The sequence below is a fragment of the Acinetobacter sp. 789_lipA genome, from assembly GCF_058242845.1.
In genome coordinates this window covers 2,962,679-2,980,353 of the sequence record NZ_JBZAYS010000001.1, presented here as the reverse complement: position 1 = coordinate 2,980,353, position 17,675 = coordinate 2,962,679, and the positions used below count along the sequence as shown (strand labels likewise).

Annotated in this window: 12 protein-coding genes, 1 tRNA gene and 3 pseudogenes; 13 read left to right on the top strand and 3 right to left on the bottom strand. The window is 42.2% G+C overall.

Annotation, left to right across the window (positions count from 1 at the left end; genetic code table 11):
• The first annotated feature begins 13 nt into the window (after nucleotides 1–13).
• The 6 genes and pseudogenes from AC4CUZ_RS14735 to AC4CUZ_RS14710 all read left to right on the top strand — a co-directional run bounded on the left by AC4CUZ_RS14735 (nucleotide 14) and on the right by AC4CUZ_RS14710 (nucleotide 6,664).
• Nucleotides 14–358, top strand: a complete 345-nt coding sequence (locus AC4CUZ_RS14735) for a hypothetical protein (RefSeq protein WP_490747870.1) — start codon at nucleotides 14–16, stop codon at nucleotides 356–358.
• 43 nt (nucleotides 359–401) lie between these two features.
• Nucleotides 402–478, top strand: a tRNA-Val gene (locus AC4CUZ_RS14730).
• A 218-nt stretch (nucleotides 479–696) separates the two neighbouring features.
• The gene (locus AC4CUZ_RS14725) at nucleotides 697–1,713 is read left to right on the top strand and encodes a tyrosine-type recombinase/integrase (protein ID WP_005399651.1); all 1,017 of its coding nucleotides are present in this window, start codon (nucleotides 697–699) and stop codon (nucleotides 1,711–1,713) included.
• 30 nt (nucleotides 1,714–1,743) lie between these two features.
• Nucleotides 1,744–2,550, top strand: a complete 807-nt coding sequence (locus tag AC4CUZ_RS14720) for a phospholipase D-like domain-containing protein (RefSeq protein ID WP_005399650.1) — start codon at nucleotides 1,744–1,746, stop codon at nucleotides 2,548–2,550.
• A gap of 1 nt (nucleotide 2,551) precedes the next feature.
• A pseudogene (locus AC4CUZ_RS14715) lies at nucleotides 2,552–5,244 on the top strand (efflux RND transporter permease subunit); the annotation flags it as partial.
• Nucleotides 5,245–5,265: 21 nt separating this feature from the next.
• Nucleotides 5,266–6,664, top strand: a pseudogene (locus AC4CUZ_RS14710) (efflux transporter outer membrane subunit).
• Between the two features lie 150 nt (nucleotides 6,665–6,814).
• Here AC4CUZ_RS14710 and AC4CUZ_RS14705 read toward each other — a convergent pair.
• On the bottom strand, nucleotides 6,815–7,330 hold the full coding sequence (locus AC4CUZ_RS14705) for a chromate transporter (RefSeq protein WP_114837323.1): 516 nt from the start codon (nucleotides 7,328–7,330) through the stop codon (nucleotides 6,815–6,817).
• The gene (locus tag AC4CUZ_RS14700) at nucleotides 7,327–7,902 is read right to left on the bottom strand and encodes a chromate transporter (RefSeq protein ID WP_004693553.1); all 576 of its coding nucleotides are present in this window, start codon (nucleotides 7,900–7,902) and stop codon (nucleotides 7,327–7,329) included. The genes AC4CUZ_RS14705 and AC4CUZ_RS14700 overlap by 4 nt, the downstream gene beginning before the upstream one ends.
• 108 nt (nucleotides 7,903–8,010) lie before the next feature.
• Between AC4CUZ_RS14700 and AC4CUZ_RS14695 the strand changes: the two genes are divergently transcribed.
• Together AC4CUZ_RS14695 and AC4CUZ_RS14690 are read left to right on the top strand one after the other, a co-directional pair.
• Nucleotides 8,011–8,895 carry a LysR family transcriptional regulator gene (locus tag AC4CUZ_RS14695; RefSeq protein ID WP_114837322.1) on the top strand — a complete coding sequence of 295 codons (885 nt, stop codon included), beginning with the start codon at nucleotides 8,011–8,013 and terminating at the stop codon, nucleotides 8,893–8,895.
• Between the two features lie 152 nt (nucleotides 8,896–9,047).
• Nucleotides 9,048–10,800, top strand: a pseudogene (locus AC4CUZ_RS14690) (amidohydrolase).
• Here the strand turns inward: AC4CUZ_RS14690 and AC4CUZ_RS14685 are convergent.
• Nucleotides 10,791–11,426 carry a TetR/AcrR family transcriptional regulator gene (locus tag AC4CUZ_RS14685; protein ID WP_004693547.1) on the bottom strand — a complete coding sequence of 212 codons (636 nt, stop codon included), beginning with the start codon at nucleotides 11,424–11,426 and terminating at the stop codon, nucleotides 10,791–10,793. The pseudogene AC4CUZ_RS14690 and the gene AC4CUZ_RS14685 overlap by 10 nt on opposite strands.
• A 110-nt stretch (nucleotides 11,427–11,536) precedes the next feature.
• Here AC4CUZ_RS14685 and AC4CUZ_RS14680 point away from each other — a divergent pair, with 110 nt between their 5' ends.
• From AC4CUZ_RS14680 to AC4CUZ_RS14660, 5 genes are all read left to right on the top strand, one after another.
• Nucleotides 11,537–12,559 (top strand): HlyD family secretion protein, encoded by a 1,023-nt coding sequence (locus tag AC4CUZ_RS14680; protein WP_005399644.1) that lies wholly within the window; start codon nucleotides 11,537–11,539, stop codon nucleotides 12,557–12,559.
• Nucleotides 12,560–12,576: 17 nt separating this feature from the next.
• On the top strand, nucleotides 12,577–14,388 hold the full coding sequence (locus AC4CUZ_RS14675; RefSeq protein WP_171355075.1) for an ATP-binding cassette domain-containing protein: 1,812 nt from the start codon (nucleotides 12,577–12,579) through the stop codon (nucleotides 14,386–14,388).
• A gap of 10 nt (nucleotides 14,389–14,398) precedes the next feature.
• Nucleotides 14,399–15,529: an ABC transporter permease gene (locus AC4CUZ_RS14670; RefSeq protein WP_114837319.1), complete on the top strand. Its 1,131-nt coding sequence runs from the start codon at nucleotides 14,399–14,401 to the stop codon at nucleotides 15,527–15,529.
• A gap of 19 nt (nucleotides 15,530–15,548) precedes the next feature.
• Entirely contained in the window at nucleotides 15,549–16,664 is a 1,116-nt protein-coding gene (locus AC4CUZ_RS14665; protein WP_490747869.1) for an ABC transporter permease, read from the top strand.
• Between the two features lie 108 nt (nucleotides 16,665–16,772).
• Nucleotides 16,773–17,595 (top strand): IS5 family transposase gene (locus AC4CUZ_RS14660; RefSeq protein WP_104794718.1). Its coding sequence is split into 2 segments (ribosomal slippage): nucleotides 16,773–17,153 and nucleotides 17,155–17,595, totalling 822 coding nucleotides; the frame shifts between segments, so codons are not numbered across the junction.
• The last annotated feature ends 80 nt before the right edge of the window (nucleotides 17,596–17,675 follow it).

Below are 17,675 nucleotides of genomic sequence, written 5' to 3'. Positions count from 1 at the left end.
TTAAATTAATTAGGTGGTTTATGTCGCACTTCAAGTTTTACTCTGCCGTGGATTAGTTTTACTGTACTGGTGCGCTATATTTTGGTGTAAACGTGCTCAAACTTCTGAATATGACATTGTCATTCAATCTTTTTCTCGAAGCTTAACAACTGAGCAGCGTAAACAAGATGCCGAAACGGTAAACAAATGGTTGTTGCGTTTAGCTCAAGACGTTAAACCTGAACAGCAAGTTTTATTTAAGCAGGCGGGTGATTATTATCAACAAATGCGTTATTCCAATAGGTTGAATTCAAAAAGCATTCAACAATTTAAACAGATGCTTAAAACTTGTGCATCTGCTTTAAAAAACAAGAAATAGCGCTTGTCATACTTTTTAAAAGTGAATATTATGCTTTTACTTCAGGTGTATAGCTCAGTTGGTTAGAGCGCTACGTTGACATCGTAGAGGTCTCCAGTTCGAGTCTGGATATACCTACCAAGATATATATTGAGTAAAATCAATATTTTAAGGGGGTATTGTAACGATATTTCCCTGTTTTTATTGTCAAATAGGTCAGCTTTGGGTAATCAAAATACCCAAAATTTGCATTAAAAACTGCTTTATATTTCGCTTTCGGGCGCCGTTTTGAGATGGTCGTATGTATCTCAAGATGGATGGCGCCCGTTTTCGGCACCAAATATTGAGAGTTTATTAATATGCAAAAACCTGTCAAACGCGGCAATGCATGGCGCATCCAAGTTAAATACAAGCATCTTCGTGATGCAGCAACAAGAGATACCTCACAAGAATGTATTCAATGGGCGCACAAGCGACTCATGGAGTTACAGCTTGAGTATGAAAAGCAGCTCAAAAATTTAGATAAACCCCAATACACTGTAAAGCAGCTATTTAATATCTATTACGAAAAAATTGGGCAGTTTACCAAAAGTAAAGTCTACATCAAAAATCACATCAAATATTTAGAACGGTATTACGGCAAACTCACCGAATACTCAATTTATGATCTCACTCCAAAGCTAATCACTGAAAATAGAGAAAGACGATTGCAGTATGTGAAAGCAGGGACTATTCATAAGGAAATGAGCCTTGGATCTTCTGTTTTCACATTTGCAGTACGTGAACTATTTTTACTGCCTTCAAATCCATTCAATTTGGTTAAGAAGCCAATTAAACCACCTGCACGAAAGAACCGTATAAGCCAAGATCAAATCAAAATGGTTTTGGTGGGTTTAGATAATTATGAAGAAGGTATGGTGCCGAAAACACCAGCGCACTATGTAGCTTGGAGTTTCTTATTTGCATTGGAAACTGCCATGCGTAAAGGCGAGATATTAGGAATTGAGAACCAACATGTCTTTCCTGATTATGTTCATTTGCCTGATACTAAGAATGGTACCTCACGAGATGTCCCACTAACGACAAAGGCAAGAGCGCTATTAGATCTACTGCCTAAGCGCGAAGGGTTACTGGTCAAACACAACTCCAATTCGTTTAGATTGCTTTGGCAGCGTAATTTAAAGCGTGTCGGACTTGCTGGAGCATTTACGTTCCATGATTCACGTCATGAGGCCATTACATGCTTTGTGAATAAACAAAAATTGCCTGTTGAGATATTAGCTAAATTGACTGGGCATAAAACCATTGGGGTTCTTGTGAACACATACTACAACCCAACGGCTTCTGAGATAGAAAAAATGCTAAATGCTGCTTAAGATATGCCCCATTGAATGGGGCTTTTTATTATGCAAATTTCTGATTTATCATTAAATGAATTAACAACAGTAATTTTGCGTGAATTTTCTTCAGAGAGGAGATCGGGCTCTGATATTGTAAAACTATTTAATTATTTAGGGTTCAGTGATGATTATTGGGAGTTGAATAAAAAAGGGGAATTTGGTAGTAGAAGGGACTTCACAAATAAAAAGCTTGCTGAGATAAATGGAACTTTTAAATTAATTTCCTTGATCGAGATTTTGGTTGATGATCGCCAAACACAAAATCCTGATGAGATTGCATGTGAACTCAATAAAATACTGAAACATGATGGTTTATTGCTTTATAAAACTGAGAATGAAATCTATAAAATTGGTGGAAAATCTACTCAAGAGGATTTACAGCTCAAGCCTGTTTTTGAAAAAATAGAGAAAGAAATAATAGAACATATCAAAACAAGTAAGTATTCCGTATGGGTTGCGGTTGCATGGATTACTTCTAAGCCGATAGCTGAGGCACTTTATAGGCAACATCAAAAAGGGGTTAACATAAGAATTATAGTGAATGATGATAGTTTGACTGAAAGCAAGGGAATACGCTTTGAAAAATCTGAGATCGAATACTATAAAATCTCACCTAAAAATGGCAATTTCAATAATTTAATGCATCATAAATTTTGTGTTATTGATTTCAAGAAAGTTATTACGGGTTCTTTTAATTGGACTGTGAAAGCATCATTTAATAATGAAAATATAACTGTGATTGAACAAAAAGATCAAGCTGAGAAATATGCGGACGAATTTATAAAGCTCATCAAAGATTTACCAAGAAGATAGAATTTTTTATTTGGCATTGAGTTCAGCGCATTTATCTGCGGGTAAATTATATGAAATTGCCAGCAATCAACTCTAGCCCAATCTTGCGCAGATGACTGGCGTCGGTGAAGTTGAAATTGATGGCGCGTCTATGCCTGCGGTGCGGATTACTTTAAATCCGAATGCACTCATTGCACAGGGCGTTTCATTGGAACAAGTCCGTACTGCAATTGAAAAAAGCAATACAGTACAAGCATTGGGCGTGGTTGAAACCGATCAACTTCGTTGGCAAGTCGCACTGTCGAATGATTTAAAACAAGCGCAAGATTTTGCCAACTTGGTGATTCATCGTAATGCTCAAGCCATCGTTCGTTTAAAAGATGTGGCTGAGGTGCAAGACTCTGTTGAAAACCGCTATGTCAGCGGTTTTCATAATGGTCAACCTGCGGTGATTATCAAAATCAGCCGTCAACCCAATGCCAATACCGTGGCGACCATTGATCAAATCAAAGAAAAACTGCCTGAATTAAAATCACTGATTCCCGCAGACGCACAATTGACTACAGTGATGGATGGTTCTGAAATCATTCGCGCAGGTTTAGCGGAAGCCCGTGATACGTTGTTATTTTCCATGCTGTTGTTCATTATTGTCGTTGCTTTGATGTTAGGGCATATTCAAAGTGCTCTTGTGCCGGGTATTGTCATGTTGGTGACTTTGGTCGGGGCGTGTAGTTTGGTGTATTTGGCAGGCTTTTCGCTCAACAACCTCTCCATTATGGCGGTGATTGTCGCTATTGGCTTGGTGGTGGATGATGCGATTGTGGTGCTGGAAAACATTAAGCGTCATATTGAGCAGGGAGACTCTCCTGTACAGGCTGCTATTAAAGGGATTCAGGAGGTAGGGCTGACTTTAGTGGCCATGAATTTGGCTTTGGTGGTGATTTTCATTTCAGTGCTGTTTATGGGCGGTGTGATTGAGCGGCTTTTCCGCGAGTTTTCACTGACCTTAGTTTTTACCGTGGTGTTATCCGTTTTTGTTTCCTTGGTGTTGACACCAAGCTTATCTGCACGCTGTTTAAAACCGCTAGAGAGCGACCAACAACAGCCTTTATATCAATTTAGCCATCGTTGCATGCAGCAGTTCAATCATGCTTATTTAACATCTTTAAAATGGATGCTAGCACATGGCTATGTTGTGATTTTGTTTTGGTTAGGTGCGATTGGGGCTTCATTCTATGTTTATCAGCACCTCCCTAAACGGGTATTGCCTGAGCAGGATACAGGACGGGTTGAGGCTTTTGTTCGTGGTGATGACGGGTTTTCCTTTCAAATTATGCAACCCAAAATTGCAGCCTTTAGCCAAAGCTTGCTGAGTGATCCTGCTGTAAAAGATGTGGTTGGAACTTCAGGCGGAGCAGGTGGAACCACAAATTCCTTTTTCATGGTGAGTTTAAAACCCAAATCGGAACGTGAGGGGCAAAGTTCACATGCCATTGTCGAGCGTATGAAAAAAATGCGCCGTGGCAGGCTGGGGCAATTTTCTCAGCACGTGTGGAACAAGAATTAGAACTGGATGATCCTTTTTCAAGTGGCAGTGGTCAAGATTATATGCTGTTACTACAGTCAGACGAGGTTGCACAGCTACGCCAATGGGTACCGAAAGTCGCGCAGGCCATGCAAAAACTGCCTGAACTTGAGGAAGTCGAAACCATGGGGGATGAAGGTGCACAGCATGTCACCCTAGATGTAGACCGTGAAGCAGCACGTCGTTTGGGCGTCGATATTGAAAGCATTTCGAGCGTACTGAACAACTCATTTTCACAGCGCCAGATTTCAACCATTTATGATCAAATCCAACAGTTTCATGTGGTCATGGAAGTAGATAAGCACTTCACGGAACATCCTGAATCCTTAGCCAATGTACAAGTCCCTAATAAAGTTGGACAGGCTGTGCCGCTACGTAACTTTGCGACATGGTCTTATGGAATTACCAATGATCGAGTGTATAGACGTAATCAATATGCCGCGATGGGTATTGGTTATGTGGTGAAACAGGGCTATAGCTATGAACAGGCCGATGCCGCGATCCGATATGTCTTAACTGAAGTGATGTTGCCAAACAACGTTTTTATGACCACGGATAAAGATGTAGAAGCAGAAAGTTTACAAGCGGGCTTAAGTACACCGTTACTAATTCTTGCAGTGATTGTGTTGATTTATATCGTGCTTGGGGTGACCTATGAAAGTGTGGTTCATCCGTTAACGATTTTATCGACCATACCCGCTGTGGCTTTGGGCGCACTGTTGACCTTATGGATCTTTAACTTTGAGTTCACTCTGATTGCATTGTTGGGCATGTTTTTACTGATTGGTATCGTGGTGAAAAATGCCATTTTATTGATTGATTTTACTTTATATGAACGGCGTGCAGGAAAGTCAGCATATCAAGCTGTATTGTCTGCGGCGGCTTTGTGTTTTCGCCCGATTTTAATGACCAATACCGCAGCATTATTGGGTGCAATTCCGCTGGCTTGTAGTTGGGGTAAGGGGGCTGAGTTACGTCAGCCTTTAGGTGTGGTCATTGTGGGCGGCTTAGCGCTTGGGCAGCTCTTAACTTTGTACACAACGCCTGTTTTGTATTTGCTCTTTGAAAAATGGGCTGAATCTTGTTCGAGATTTAAACGTAAATTTGTGCTGCAAAGCTTAGGCAAATAGATAAAGAAATAGGAAAATAGAATGTCAGGTTTGGTTTATAAAAATGTCTTCAGCCTAAGTTGTGTGTTGTTGTTGACTGTATGTAGTTCTACAGCCGTAGTACGCCCTCCCGAATATAAAACACCGTTGATTCACGCGGATGAGCAATATAAATATGCTGCGCTCAATTGGACAGAAACAGCAGGCTTAAAAGGCGCGACAGTCGCATGGTGGAATATTTATCAAGACCCCGTTTTAAGCCAACTGCTGCAACAGTTAAATGCAGAAAACTTAAATTTGAAACAGGCCGAGGCACGTTATAGACAAGCCAATGCTTTACTTGAACAGCAAAAAGCCAGTCGTTCTGTCAGTCTAAGCTTAGAAGGTGCTGCTAAACGTAATGGAGTAAAGCATACTTCTCCAAACAGTCAGTTTAGCACAGGGGTTCAGGCCAGCTGGATTCCCGATGTTTGGGGACGTGTGGCGAAAGCGATAGAGGGACAACAGGCAAATTTAGAAGCGGTGCAGGCGGACTTAGCCGCAGTAAAGTTGAATCAACAGTTATTGGCGACTGAGGCCTATTGGAACATTCGTGTTTTGGATGCGCAACTTGATGTATTACAGCAAACCCAAAAAAGTTACGTACGTTCAGTGCAAATTTTAAAAAACCAATATACAGCAGGGATGATTGCGCGGGCAGATGTGATACAGGCAGAAACACAGTTAAAACAAGTGCAAATACAGCAGATCGAAACGCAGCGTGAACGCAATTTACAGGAAAATGTGCTGGCGGTCTTGCAGGGTAAAAGTGTGGTTCAGTTTCAACTGGTGAAACGTCAGCAAGGTCTGAGTATTCCTACTGTTCCTGCACAGTTACCCAGTCGCTTACTCATGCAACGTCCTGATGTGATTCGTGCAGAGCGGGAGCTTGCGAGTACACATGCACAGTTAGGTTTAGCACAAACGGCATGGTTGCCAGATATTAATATTGGTCTTAATGCGAGTTTAAATAGCCAAGTGTTAGGTCAGCTGTTCCAAGCCCCCTGCATATTTATGGTCTACTGGATTAGAAGCGGCTTCGGTTATTTTTGATGGTGGAAAACGGCAAGCTGAAATTGCCCAAGCGCGGGCAAGTTATGATGAAAAATTAGCAGCCTATAAGTAAGCTGTACTTACGGGCTGGAAGGAAGTTGATGATGCTTTAATGCAAACTTCAAGTTTGAAACAACAACAACTGGAGCAAGCTCAGTTACTGCAACTGACTAAAGAAAATGAACAAGTGGTGATGCGACGTTATAACGCAGGTTTAGTCAGTTATTTGGAAGTGGTCACGGCGCAGAATTTAAGGCTGCAAGCTGAACAGAGCACATTAGAGTTACAACAAATGCAATTAAAAAATACAGCGCAATTAATGACTGCTTTGGGTGGGAATATTTCCTAAACACTTGCTTTCTTTTCACATGGTTATTGGCCCAAACGAAATTAAGCCTTACATCTTGGGCATCAGATGTAAGGCTTATGCTATTTATTTGAAAGTAACAATAAAATAGAAAGTATGTGCTATTGAACACGAACTTTTATGACACACCGTTTATAAAAACAGTGCGCCTGACATTGCTCCAAAGAGCATGACCCACAGTGGATGAATTTTTTTAACTAAACTTAAACCAGTAGCGACGATAACGATTGCAATGAGTAACCAGTTCTGAGCAGATGCAGTGGCAATAATATATGCACTGACTAAAACCAAGCCAACGGTAAGTGGTTTCAACGCCTTTTCAAACATGCTACGTAGTGGATGATCCTTAAACTGATTCCAAAACTTGAGTGCAAATACAGTCAGTACAGAAGAGGGCCCAAACTTCGCTAGTGAAGTCACAAACAGTCCAGCAGGTCCAGCCACATGCCAGCCGACCAGTGGCACAATCATCATATTGGGGCCCGGAGCCGCTTGAGCCATGGCAAACATGGTGCTGAACTCTGTGGCAGTAAGCCAACGATGCACTTCAACCACTTGATGTTGCATTTCAGGCAAAATGGCATTGCCGCCACCAAAGGCCAGTATAGAAAGCTGGGTAAAAACGATGGCTAAGGTGATTAAAATCATGCGTTTTTTCCTCTTTTTTTCAAGCTTAAGACTGCGACATTGATGCTGACTAAGATCAGTAACGTTAATGCCAATGGAATCTTAATAATCAGCATAAAGACAATGGTCAGCGCAATGGTAAAGATCGTGAGGTAACTTTTCAGAATGGGTTTCAGCATTTTTAGCCCCATGGCAAACAGTAAACCTGCTGCTGCCGCTGCCAGTCCCTGTATCATATGCTGAATCACGGGGATACTTTGAAATTGGCTATAGAGCTGATACAGCAAAATCACAATCACCGTCGGTGCAAAAATTAACCCGAGAACGGCACTAATCGCACCTTTAACCCCCTGAAACTCATAACCAATCGCAACGGCCATATTAATGATGTTTCCTCCAGGGAGGATTTGACAGACACCCAATAAGTGCGTGAACTCTTCCGTGTTGAGCCATTTTTGGTCTTCTACAACCATTTGATGTGCAAGTGGCAATACGCCACCAAAGCCCATGAGTCCCAGCTTCATAAAGCCTGCAAATAATTCCCGTGAAGTTGGATGGGTTATTTGTTCAGCAGGGAGCACTTCAGTGTTCATGTCTTTCGCCTTTTGTGGAATGTGCCCAGTATGAACCTGTAGAGATATGTTGAAAAATGCTATTTTTGACGTTATATATACTGAAAAAGTATGTTTAATAGGGTGGACATGATCGATATTCATAAACTCAGAGCATTTGTTGCAGTGGTAGAAGAAAGTAATATTTCGCATGCTGCTGTTCGTTTGAATATGCAACAACCACCGTTGACACGGATTATCAAAAGCTTGGAAGAAGAGCTGAATGCTCAACTGTTAAAGCGTTTGCCACGTGGTGTTGAGGTAACGGAAGCGGGCAAGGTATTGTACAAAGAAGCCCTTGCGATATTGGCGCATGCACAGTTAATTCCTAAACGTGTGCAGGATATTTCTTTGGGGGTCGAAGGTCAGATTAATATTGGCTTTACCAACTCGGTTGGCTTGCATCCTTTTTTACCGGCCTTGCTGCGTAACTTTCGGGAAACTTTTCCACGTGTTTCAATTCATCTGGAAGAAGATGGCAGTAGCTCGCTGATAGACTCCATTAGTAATGAAAAAAATGACATTGTGTTCTTACGCAAACCTGCACCGATTGGCCTTGGTTTAACCAGTCTACATGTATTAGATGAACCGCTCATTGTGGCCTTACCAAACAATCATCCTTTGGCTGAACACGCCGAACCGATTCACTTGCTGGATCTTGAACCGCATGATTTTGTGTTATACCGACGTTTAGCTGGACAAGATTTATTCGATAATATTTTGGCCAGTTGTTACCAAGCTGGATTTAGTCCCAAAATTGTACAAGAAGCGCCACGTTTAACCTCAAGCTTAAACTTGATTGCTGCAGGGATTGGTTTATCCATCGTGCCTGAGGCCATTCGTGACTTTTGGAATAAGCAGATTGTTTATAAAACACTTAAGGCCAATAACCCATGTATTGCGCCGATTTATGCAGTGTATAAAGAAAATATAGACAATGTCCGTTTGCAACACATCTTAAAGTTATTGCAATAATCTGTTGAATATTGAGCACCTTATTCTGCCTGACAAGAGCTGGCTTAAAGTGCTAAGGTAGAGTGATAATGTGTTGTATCAAAGTGTTATACCTATAACGAATGCTCGTATGGAGCAAAATATAATATTTAGCAATATGAGGTGTTTAACCCATGCTTTTTAATAAGGTTTCTTTTGCACTCACGGCTCTACTTTCTTCCACTGTGGTAATGATGAGTGGTTGTGCAACTAGTCTGTCTAGCACCACTTCAAACACACAACAACAGTCGCAAAATGCCTTATTGGTCTATGGTGGCCCCATTTTAACCATGCAAGGCATGCAGCCCAGCTATGTCGATGCCATGTTAATTCAAGATGGAAAGATCCGTTATACAGGCACATTGTCTGAGGCTGAAAAGCCTGCGCCACAGGCGAAACGCTTAAACTTGAATAACAAGACCGTCATCCCTGGCATCATCGATGCCCATAGTCATTTAAACTCTGTCGGTATGCAGCAAACTGTGGCAAATTTATATCCGCCGCCAGATGGCAAGGTGGTGAGTATTGCCACACTTATCCAAGAAATGAAGGCGTGGGCGAAGCAAAATCCAACCTTTGTCCAAGCCACTTCTGGTTGGATTATTGGCAATGGTTATGATGATGCCCAGCTACAAGAGAAAGCTCATCCGACAGCCACAGATTTAGATCAGATTTCAACGACTCAACCGGTGCTGATTTTACATCAGTCAGGGCATTTGGCCTCTGTGAATCACAAAGCGCTAGAGTTGTTAGGCCTTAATGAAAAAAGTAGCAACCCCAGTGGTGGTGTGATTCGACGCGTAGTGGGGACCAATATTCCGAATGGTGTACTGGAAGAAAGTGTTGTGATTGAAGCCATGTTACAGGCTTTTAAAACGGTCCCACCTGAAATGATGCAGCAGATGGCGTTGACTGCGGTACAGACCTATATGAAAAATGGTTATACCACGGTACAAGAAGGACGAGCTGATCGTGGTACTTCAGAACTTTGGCGCAGTTTGGCCAATCAAAACAAATTAGCCATCGATGTCGTTTCTTATCCTGATATCAGTTCTGAACAGGCGTATATGCTTGAAAAAGGTGTAAGCAAAAACTATGTCAATCACTTTAGAATTGGTGGCGTGAAAATTAGCTTAGATGGTTCACCCCAAGGTAAAACGGCATGGTTAACCGAACCTTATGTGGTTCCGCCTGAAGGGAAAGATAAGAACTATCGTGGCTATCCTGCATTTCCAGAGCAAAAAACAGTCCAGCAAATGATTGATTTGGCTTTTCAAGAGCAGTGGCCAATTTTGGCACATACCAATGGTGATGCTGCGATTGATCAATACCTCAATGTGATTGCCAATGCGCAAAAGAAATATGATGCCTCACAGCGAAGAGATGTGATTATTCATGCGCAAACCATGCGAGAGGATCAACTGGATCGGGCGAAACAGCTTCACTTGATCCCCTCATTTTTTTCTTTGCATACCTACTACTGGGGCGACTGGCATGTAGCACAAACCTTAGGTGAAAAGCGTGCTGAACACATCTCTCCGACAGGTTCAGCCTTAAGAAAAGGCATGATTTTCACCGAGCATCACGATGCCCCTGTTATCCCACCGAAAAGCATGATGGTGCTGGATGCAACGGTTAATCGCACCACACGAACAGGCAAAGTTTTGGGTGAGGCACAAAGTCAGCCCGTATATCGCACTTAAAACGATGACGGACTGGGCTGCATATCAGTATTTTGAAGAAGACATCAAAGGCACATTAAGTACTGGGAAATACGGTGACTTTGTTGTTTTAAGTGACAATCCAATCACAATTGATCCGTCTAAAATCAAAGATATCAAAGTCCTTGCAACCTATAAGCAAGGACAGTTGGTTTATCAAAGATAAAGTTGTTTAGCGGCTTGTAAACCTGCGACTGAAAAGGTCATGAGATGTTTGACCAAAAGCGCAGGTTCAAGTTTGGAGACATTTTTAAGTGGGCTTGGCCCATTTGCATCTGCCAAAATCAGCATCATACAAGGCGCGACCGTGCTGAGTACACAAGGCAAAAGTGCAGGGTGGTTTTCATCAATCCCTGAAACTTGGCTAATAATTTTTTTGACCAAAAGAAACTTTCGCGCACCATCATTTTGCATAAACGTGTATAGGTGGGTGGTCGGTGAAAAAAGTTCACGAACAAACACTTTGCTGTGCCAGACATCGGTTTCAACCAATTTACCGATCAGGCTTTCAAAAAAAGCTTCTAGTTTTTCAGTAGGCGTTTTAGAGCTGTTAAGTAAGGTCAAGAGTTCTTGTTCATCAATATAATGCGTATGTGCTTCGGCAAGTACGGCACGATATAACCCATCACGACCATCGAAGTGATAGTTAATGGCAGCCAAATCGACTTCGGCCAGCTTGGCAATGGCTTTACTCGTGGTTTTTGCAAAACCATCCTGAGCAATTAGGCGGCCAGCAGCATCCAAAATTTTCGATTTGGTTAAATCACCATCGCTACGTCCAGCTCTAGACATTATTTACTCTGCATCAAAATTTAGACTTGAAGTATATCTTTCTTAACTGAATTGTTATAGTTTAAATTAAATTTAAACTTGTATTAAAACTAAGCGAAGGTTTGGTGTACATGAACAAAAGTAAGTTCATACTGCTGGTTGGGGTATTGCTCATTGCTGTAGCGGCTGCATTTTTGTGGTTCAGTCGAGACAAAGCCGATCCCGATCATCTGGTGTTATATGGCAATGTTGATATTCGACAAGTCTCGCTGGCATTTGAAACGGCTGGGCGTATTCAAAGCTTGGCTGTTCAAGAAGGCGATCGCGTTCAAAAAGGTCAGGTTCTTGCCGAACTAAATACCAAATCCCTTACTATACAAGCACAGCAAGCCCAAGCGCAGTTACACGTTCAACAGCAAACCTTAAATGAGCAAGCTGCGGGCAATCGACCTGAAGAGATTACCCAAGCGAAAGCGAAAGTACAGTCTGCCCAAGCCCAATTTGAAAATGCCGATAAGCAATACCAACGTTTAAATGTCTTAAATCGGAGTACTGCGGGTCAAGCGGTGAGTAAGCAAGAGGTTGATGCTGCAAAAAGCAATATGAAAATGGCGGAAGCGGCCGTCGGTGAAACCAAAGCCAACCTAGAGTTACTTTTGAAAGGTGCACGCACAGAAGATCGTGAAGCGGCTAAAGCACAATATGAATCGACCAAGGCCAATCTTGATTTGATTGATTACCAAATTACTCAAAGTAAGCTGCTAGCACCTGTGAATGGCGTAATTCGTGCACGTTTACAAGAAGTTGGTGATATGACGACTTCAAACAAGTCCGTCTATACCATTGCCCTGATCCATCCTAAATGGGTGCGTGTTTATGCCAGTGAAATGGATCTTGGACATATCAACATGGGCGCAGCAGCACAAGTCATTCGTGACTCACAACCGAATCAGCCTATCACAGGAAAAATTGGTTATATCTCATCTGTGGCGGAATTTACCCCGAAAACGGTACAGACCGAAGATATTCGCACGACTTTGGTTTATGAAGTCCGTATTTATGTCGATGACCCGAATGACCAACTGAAGATGGGACAACCTGTGACGGTGAACATAGCCAAATCATCGCGCCCAACTGCCACGAACAATCCTTAAGGCAGGGGAATATGTCGATGTCAGTAGAGAGCATTGTAATTGCCACGGATTTAAACAAAACCTTTAAAGCAGAACAAAAAGGTTTGGATGATGTGCAGGCTTTGCAAGGCATAAATATGCAGATCAAGGCAGGGCAACTAACGGCTTTGGTCGGGCCTGATGGTGCTGGTAAAACCACATTTTTAAGATTGATCGCAGGTTTATATAAGCCAACCGCTGGAAGCTTAGAGGTCTTAGGAATGGATGTCGCCAAAGACCCGCAATCTGTGCAAGATCGTATCAGTTACATGCCGCAAAAGTTTGGTTTGTATGATGACCTCAGTATTCAAGAAAATTTAGACTTGTATGCGGATTTGCATGGCGTGCCAATGGACGTTCGCAAGGAGCGTTTTGCACGTTTGCTCAAGATTACCGACTTGGCGCGCTTTACTGAACGTCCCGCAGGAAAACTCTCTGGGGGCATGAAGCAGAAGTTAGGTTTGGCCTGCACTTTAGTGCGTTCACCTGAACTATTGCTGCTGGATGAACCAAGTGTCGGTGTCGATCCACTCTCACGCCGTGATTTGTGGATCATCATTGAACAATTGGTGAGGGAGGAGAACTTGAGTGTCATTCTCAGTACGGCGTATATGGATGAAGCTGAGCGCTGTCATCAGGTTTATGTCATGTTGGATGGGCAAGTCTTAAAGCAAGGTACACCCGACGAGCTGACGGCTCAGGCACAGGGACAAACATGGCAAGTAAAACCCAGACCTGACATGAAGGCGCGGGTGTTACAAGCACATTTACTCGATAATCAATATTATATTGCCGATGCAGTTCCCAAAGGAGATGTAGTGCGTTTTATTACGCGAACTGAAAGCCCATCACTTCCAGCAGATCTCTTGCCCAAAGGCGTTGTTGCGGAACCGAGAGCAGCAGAGCTAGAAGATGCATTTATGTTGCTTTTACATGAGGCGAAGCATACTCAAAAAATGGTATTGGCACAGGAAAATTTAGCTTTAGACCCTTCAATAACTTTGATAGAAAACTCTGATCCACCACAAGTGAAAACAGAGCAGAATGTAAAACAGCAGCTCGAAAAACCTGTGATTGTGGTGAAGGATTTGGTACGCACTTTTGGTGATTTTACCGCCGTGGCCAGTACCTCGTTTGATGTATCCCGCGGCGAAATTTTTGGTTTGCTTGGCCCCAATGGTGCAGGTAAGACCACGACGTTTCGTATGCTCTGTGGCTTACTGCCCGCCAGCAGTGGTGTGTTGGAAGTGGCAGGCATGAATTTGCGTACAGCTCGTGCGCAGGCAAGGGCAAAAATTGGTTATGTATCGCAGAAGTTTGCCCTGTATGGCAATTTGAGCGTACTGGATAATCTAAAGTTTTTTGGTGGTGCTTATGGCTTATCGGGCAAACAGTTAAAGCAGCAAATTGATAAAGTGTTGCTTCAGTTTGAACTTAAGCCACATGCTAAAAGCGGTGATCTACCAAATGGTTTTAAACAGCGTTTGTCGATGGCAGCAGCACTGTTACATCAGCCTGAAATTATATTTTTGGATGAACCGACCAGTGGTATTGATCCATTAGCAAGGCGCTCTTTTTGGTACACCATTGGAGAGCTGGCGAACCAAGGCATGACCATTATTGTGACCACGCACTTTATGGAAGAAGCTGAATATTGTGATCGGATTGCGATTCAAGATGCAGGGAAATTATTGGCGATTGGCACACCTCAACAGATTCGTGGGATGGCGCAGTTAGAGGGTGTAAACGATATGAATAGCGCGTTTATTACCATCGTTGAACAGTCCCGTGCGGACATGCAGGCTCACTGAGGAGCGTCAGATGAATCATTTCGCAGCTTTCTGGACACGACTGTTTGCCTTAACACGTAAAGAATCTAAACAGCTGCTTCGTGATAAAAGCAGTATGGCGATCGGTTTCATTCTACCGATTATTTTAATTTTACTGTTTGGTTATGGACTGTCTTTCGATTTAACCAACGGACGAGTCGGGGTTGTGGAGCAACAGCCCACGCCACAGAGTCAGCAACTGATGAGTGGGTTAAACGGTTCTAGATACATTACTGTCAAGCACTATCCCAGCTTTAGCCAAGCTGAAGCCGCAATGGGCAAGGCTGAAATTGATGCCATCGTCAATATACCCAGTAACTTTGCGGAGCAATATGCAAAGGGGGCGGGTGCTGTTCAGGTCATTACCAATGGCCGTTCGACCAGTATTGCTTCGGCTTTGCAGGGTTATATTACCAGTGCGATCAATACCGCCAGTTTGATACAAGCAGACCGAACAAATGCAGCTTCGGTGGGTGGCATTATCAGGGTTGAACAACGTATGTGGTTTAACGAGTCTGCAAATAGCACATGGTTTTTAGTACCGGGTTTAATTGTCTTAATTTTGACCTTGGTCGGAGCATTTTTAACAGGTTTGCTTATTGCACGTGAGCGCGAGCGCGGCACTTTAGAAGCATTATATGTTACGCCCGTACGTCCTCTAGAAATTGTACTTTCAAAACTGGCGCCCTATATCGTGATTGGGATGATCGATATTGTGATGTGCTTAGTTGCAGCACATGTTTTATTTGATGTACCCATCCGCGCATCACTGCTCTCTGTCATGAGCGCTTCTTTTTTATATTTAATGGTGTCGTTACTGCTGGGTCTGATGATTTCAGGCCTATCAAAAAGTCAGTTTCAAGCCAGTCAAATGGCACTCCTTGCCAGCTTCATGCCCGCTTTGATGCTTTCAGGTTTTGTGTTCGATACACGGAACTTACCGCTAATTGTGCAAATCATCAGCAATGTTTTACCTGCAACGCACTATATGACTTTGATTAAAACATTATTACTCGGTGGTGATGATTGGTCTTTGTGGTTCAAAGAATGTGGCATTTTACTGATCTATATCGTGCTATTCACAGTAATGACCGCGCGTACACTGAAAAAGCGCTTGGGCTAACGAAAGGAAGAATGGTGTTATGACAACGTTAATGCGCTGGTTTCGTTATCTTTGGGTGCTAACCCGAAAAGAGTTTTTAGCCATTTTAGCCGATCCTGCCAATCGGGTGACCTTAATCGCGCCTGTATTTATCCAAGCGGTCTTGTTTGGTTATGCCGCAAGTTATGATGTGAATCATGTTGATTATGCTGTGCTGGATCAAAGCCGAAGCCAAAGCTCACAACAAGTTTTAGCGCATTTAGATGGTTCAGGAATTTTTAAAAGAACAGCAGATTTGCAGAATAATCAACAAATCCAACAGGTGATTAATGATCGAACAGCCTTGGCGGTCATCACCATTCCTGCTGATTTTGAGGATAAGCTCAATAATAATGAGTCTTCGCCGTTTCAAGTGATTCTAGATGGGAGAAACTCATCGACCGCAAGTATGGCTGGTTCTTACATCAGCAATGTGGTGGGGCAGGTCAATCAAGAGCGTTTGGGAACCAACTCCGCGATCACGGTACAAGCGCGGACATGGTATAACCCGAATGTCGAGTCGAGATGGGGCATCATGCCATCTCTGATTGCAACTTTAAGTATGATGCAGACACTGTTACTTTCGGCACTTTCAGTAGCACGCGAGCGTGAACAAGGGACTTTTGATCAGCTCTTAGTTACACCTTATACTCCGACGCAGATTATGATGGGGAAGGCCATTCCGCCGATTATTATTGGGGTTATTCAATCCTCCATTATTTTGGCAATTATTCTGTTCTGGTTCCAGATCCCGATGAATGGCTCCTTGACCTTACTTTATTTTGGATTATTTATCTTTAATATTGCCGTTGTGGGTGTGGGACTGTCGATTTCAGCGATTGCACTGAATATGCAACAAGCCATGCTGTATACTTTCTTTTTGATCATGCCTTTGACACTTTTATCTGGTTTACTAACTCCTATACAAAATATGCCAGAAGTGTTGAATTGGCTGACTTATGCCAACCCGCTACGCTTTGGTATAGACTTGGTACAAAGGGTGTATTTGGAAGGTGCGAGTTTTGCGCAAGTGAAATGGGACTTTGTACCGATGTTGGTATTAGCCATAATTACCTTGCCTTTGGCTGCGTGGTTATTTAGAAATCGTTTGTCATAAGAGAGTGATATCTCTTATGTCTCACTTATCGATACAGACTGTGACTCCGCGTTTGACGTTAAATAATAGACCTCTTGCGAAAGTAAAAACTACCTCAATATAGATTTCATGAAATATCAGAAATTAAACCGTTTTTCAGATTCTGAATTCCAGCGCTTGGTTGGCGTACCTCGACCAGTTTTTAGTGAAATGGTCGAAGTTTTAAAAGAAGCAGAATCACTTAAAAAGAAATCTGGGCGTCCTCATACTTTAGCTATAGAGGATCAATTGTTATTAACACTCAATTACTTACGGAATTACAGCACTCAATTGGAATTGGCTGCAAATTACCATATCGCTGAAAGTAATGTGAATCGAACTATTAAAAAGGTTGAAGATGCATTAATGAAATCAAGACGTTTTACCCTGCCAAAACGAAGCATTACCACAGCAGACGAACAATTTAACTGGGTAATTATTGATGCGACAGAATGTTCAATAGAACGCCCGAAAAAAAAATCAGAGTAAGTTTTACAGTGGTAAAAAGAAGAAACATACGTTAAAAGCCCAAGTGATCTATCATCCGAAGAGCAAACAAATCATAGGAGTAGATATATCGTTTGGCAGTCAGCATGATATTAAATTGGCAAGAAAAACAGTTAAGAAATTCAAACATTGTGACTATGTTATGACCGATTTAGGGTACTATGGGTTAGAGCAAGATGGCTTTAAATTATTGATGCCAATAAAGAAAAAGAAGAATTTACCCTTATTTGATGCTGAGAAAAATTACAATAAAATGATTGGAAAAATACGAGTTGTAATCGAACATATTAATAGTCAATTGAAAAGATTTAGAATACTAAGTGAACGCTATCGAAATAGACGAAAAAGATTCGGTTTACGCATTAACTTAATCGCTGCACTGGTAAACCGGATGAACTTGCAATAACGACTTTCGCAAGAGGTCTAATGCAATCAATATCGGTTCATGATCAAAAAAAACGATTTTTGCATTGTATTTCTGGCTTA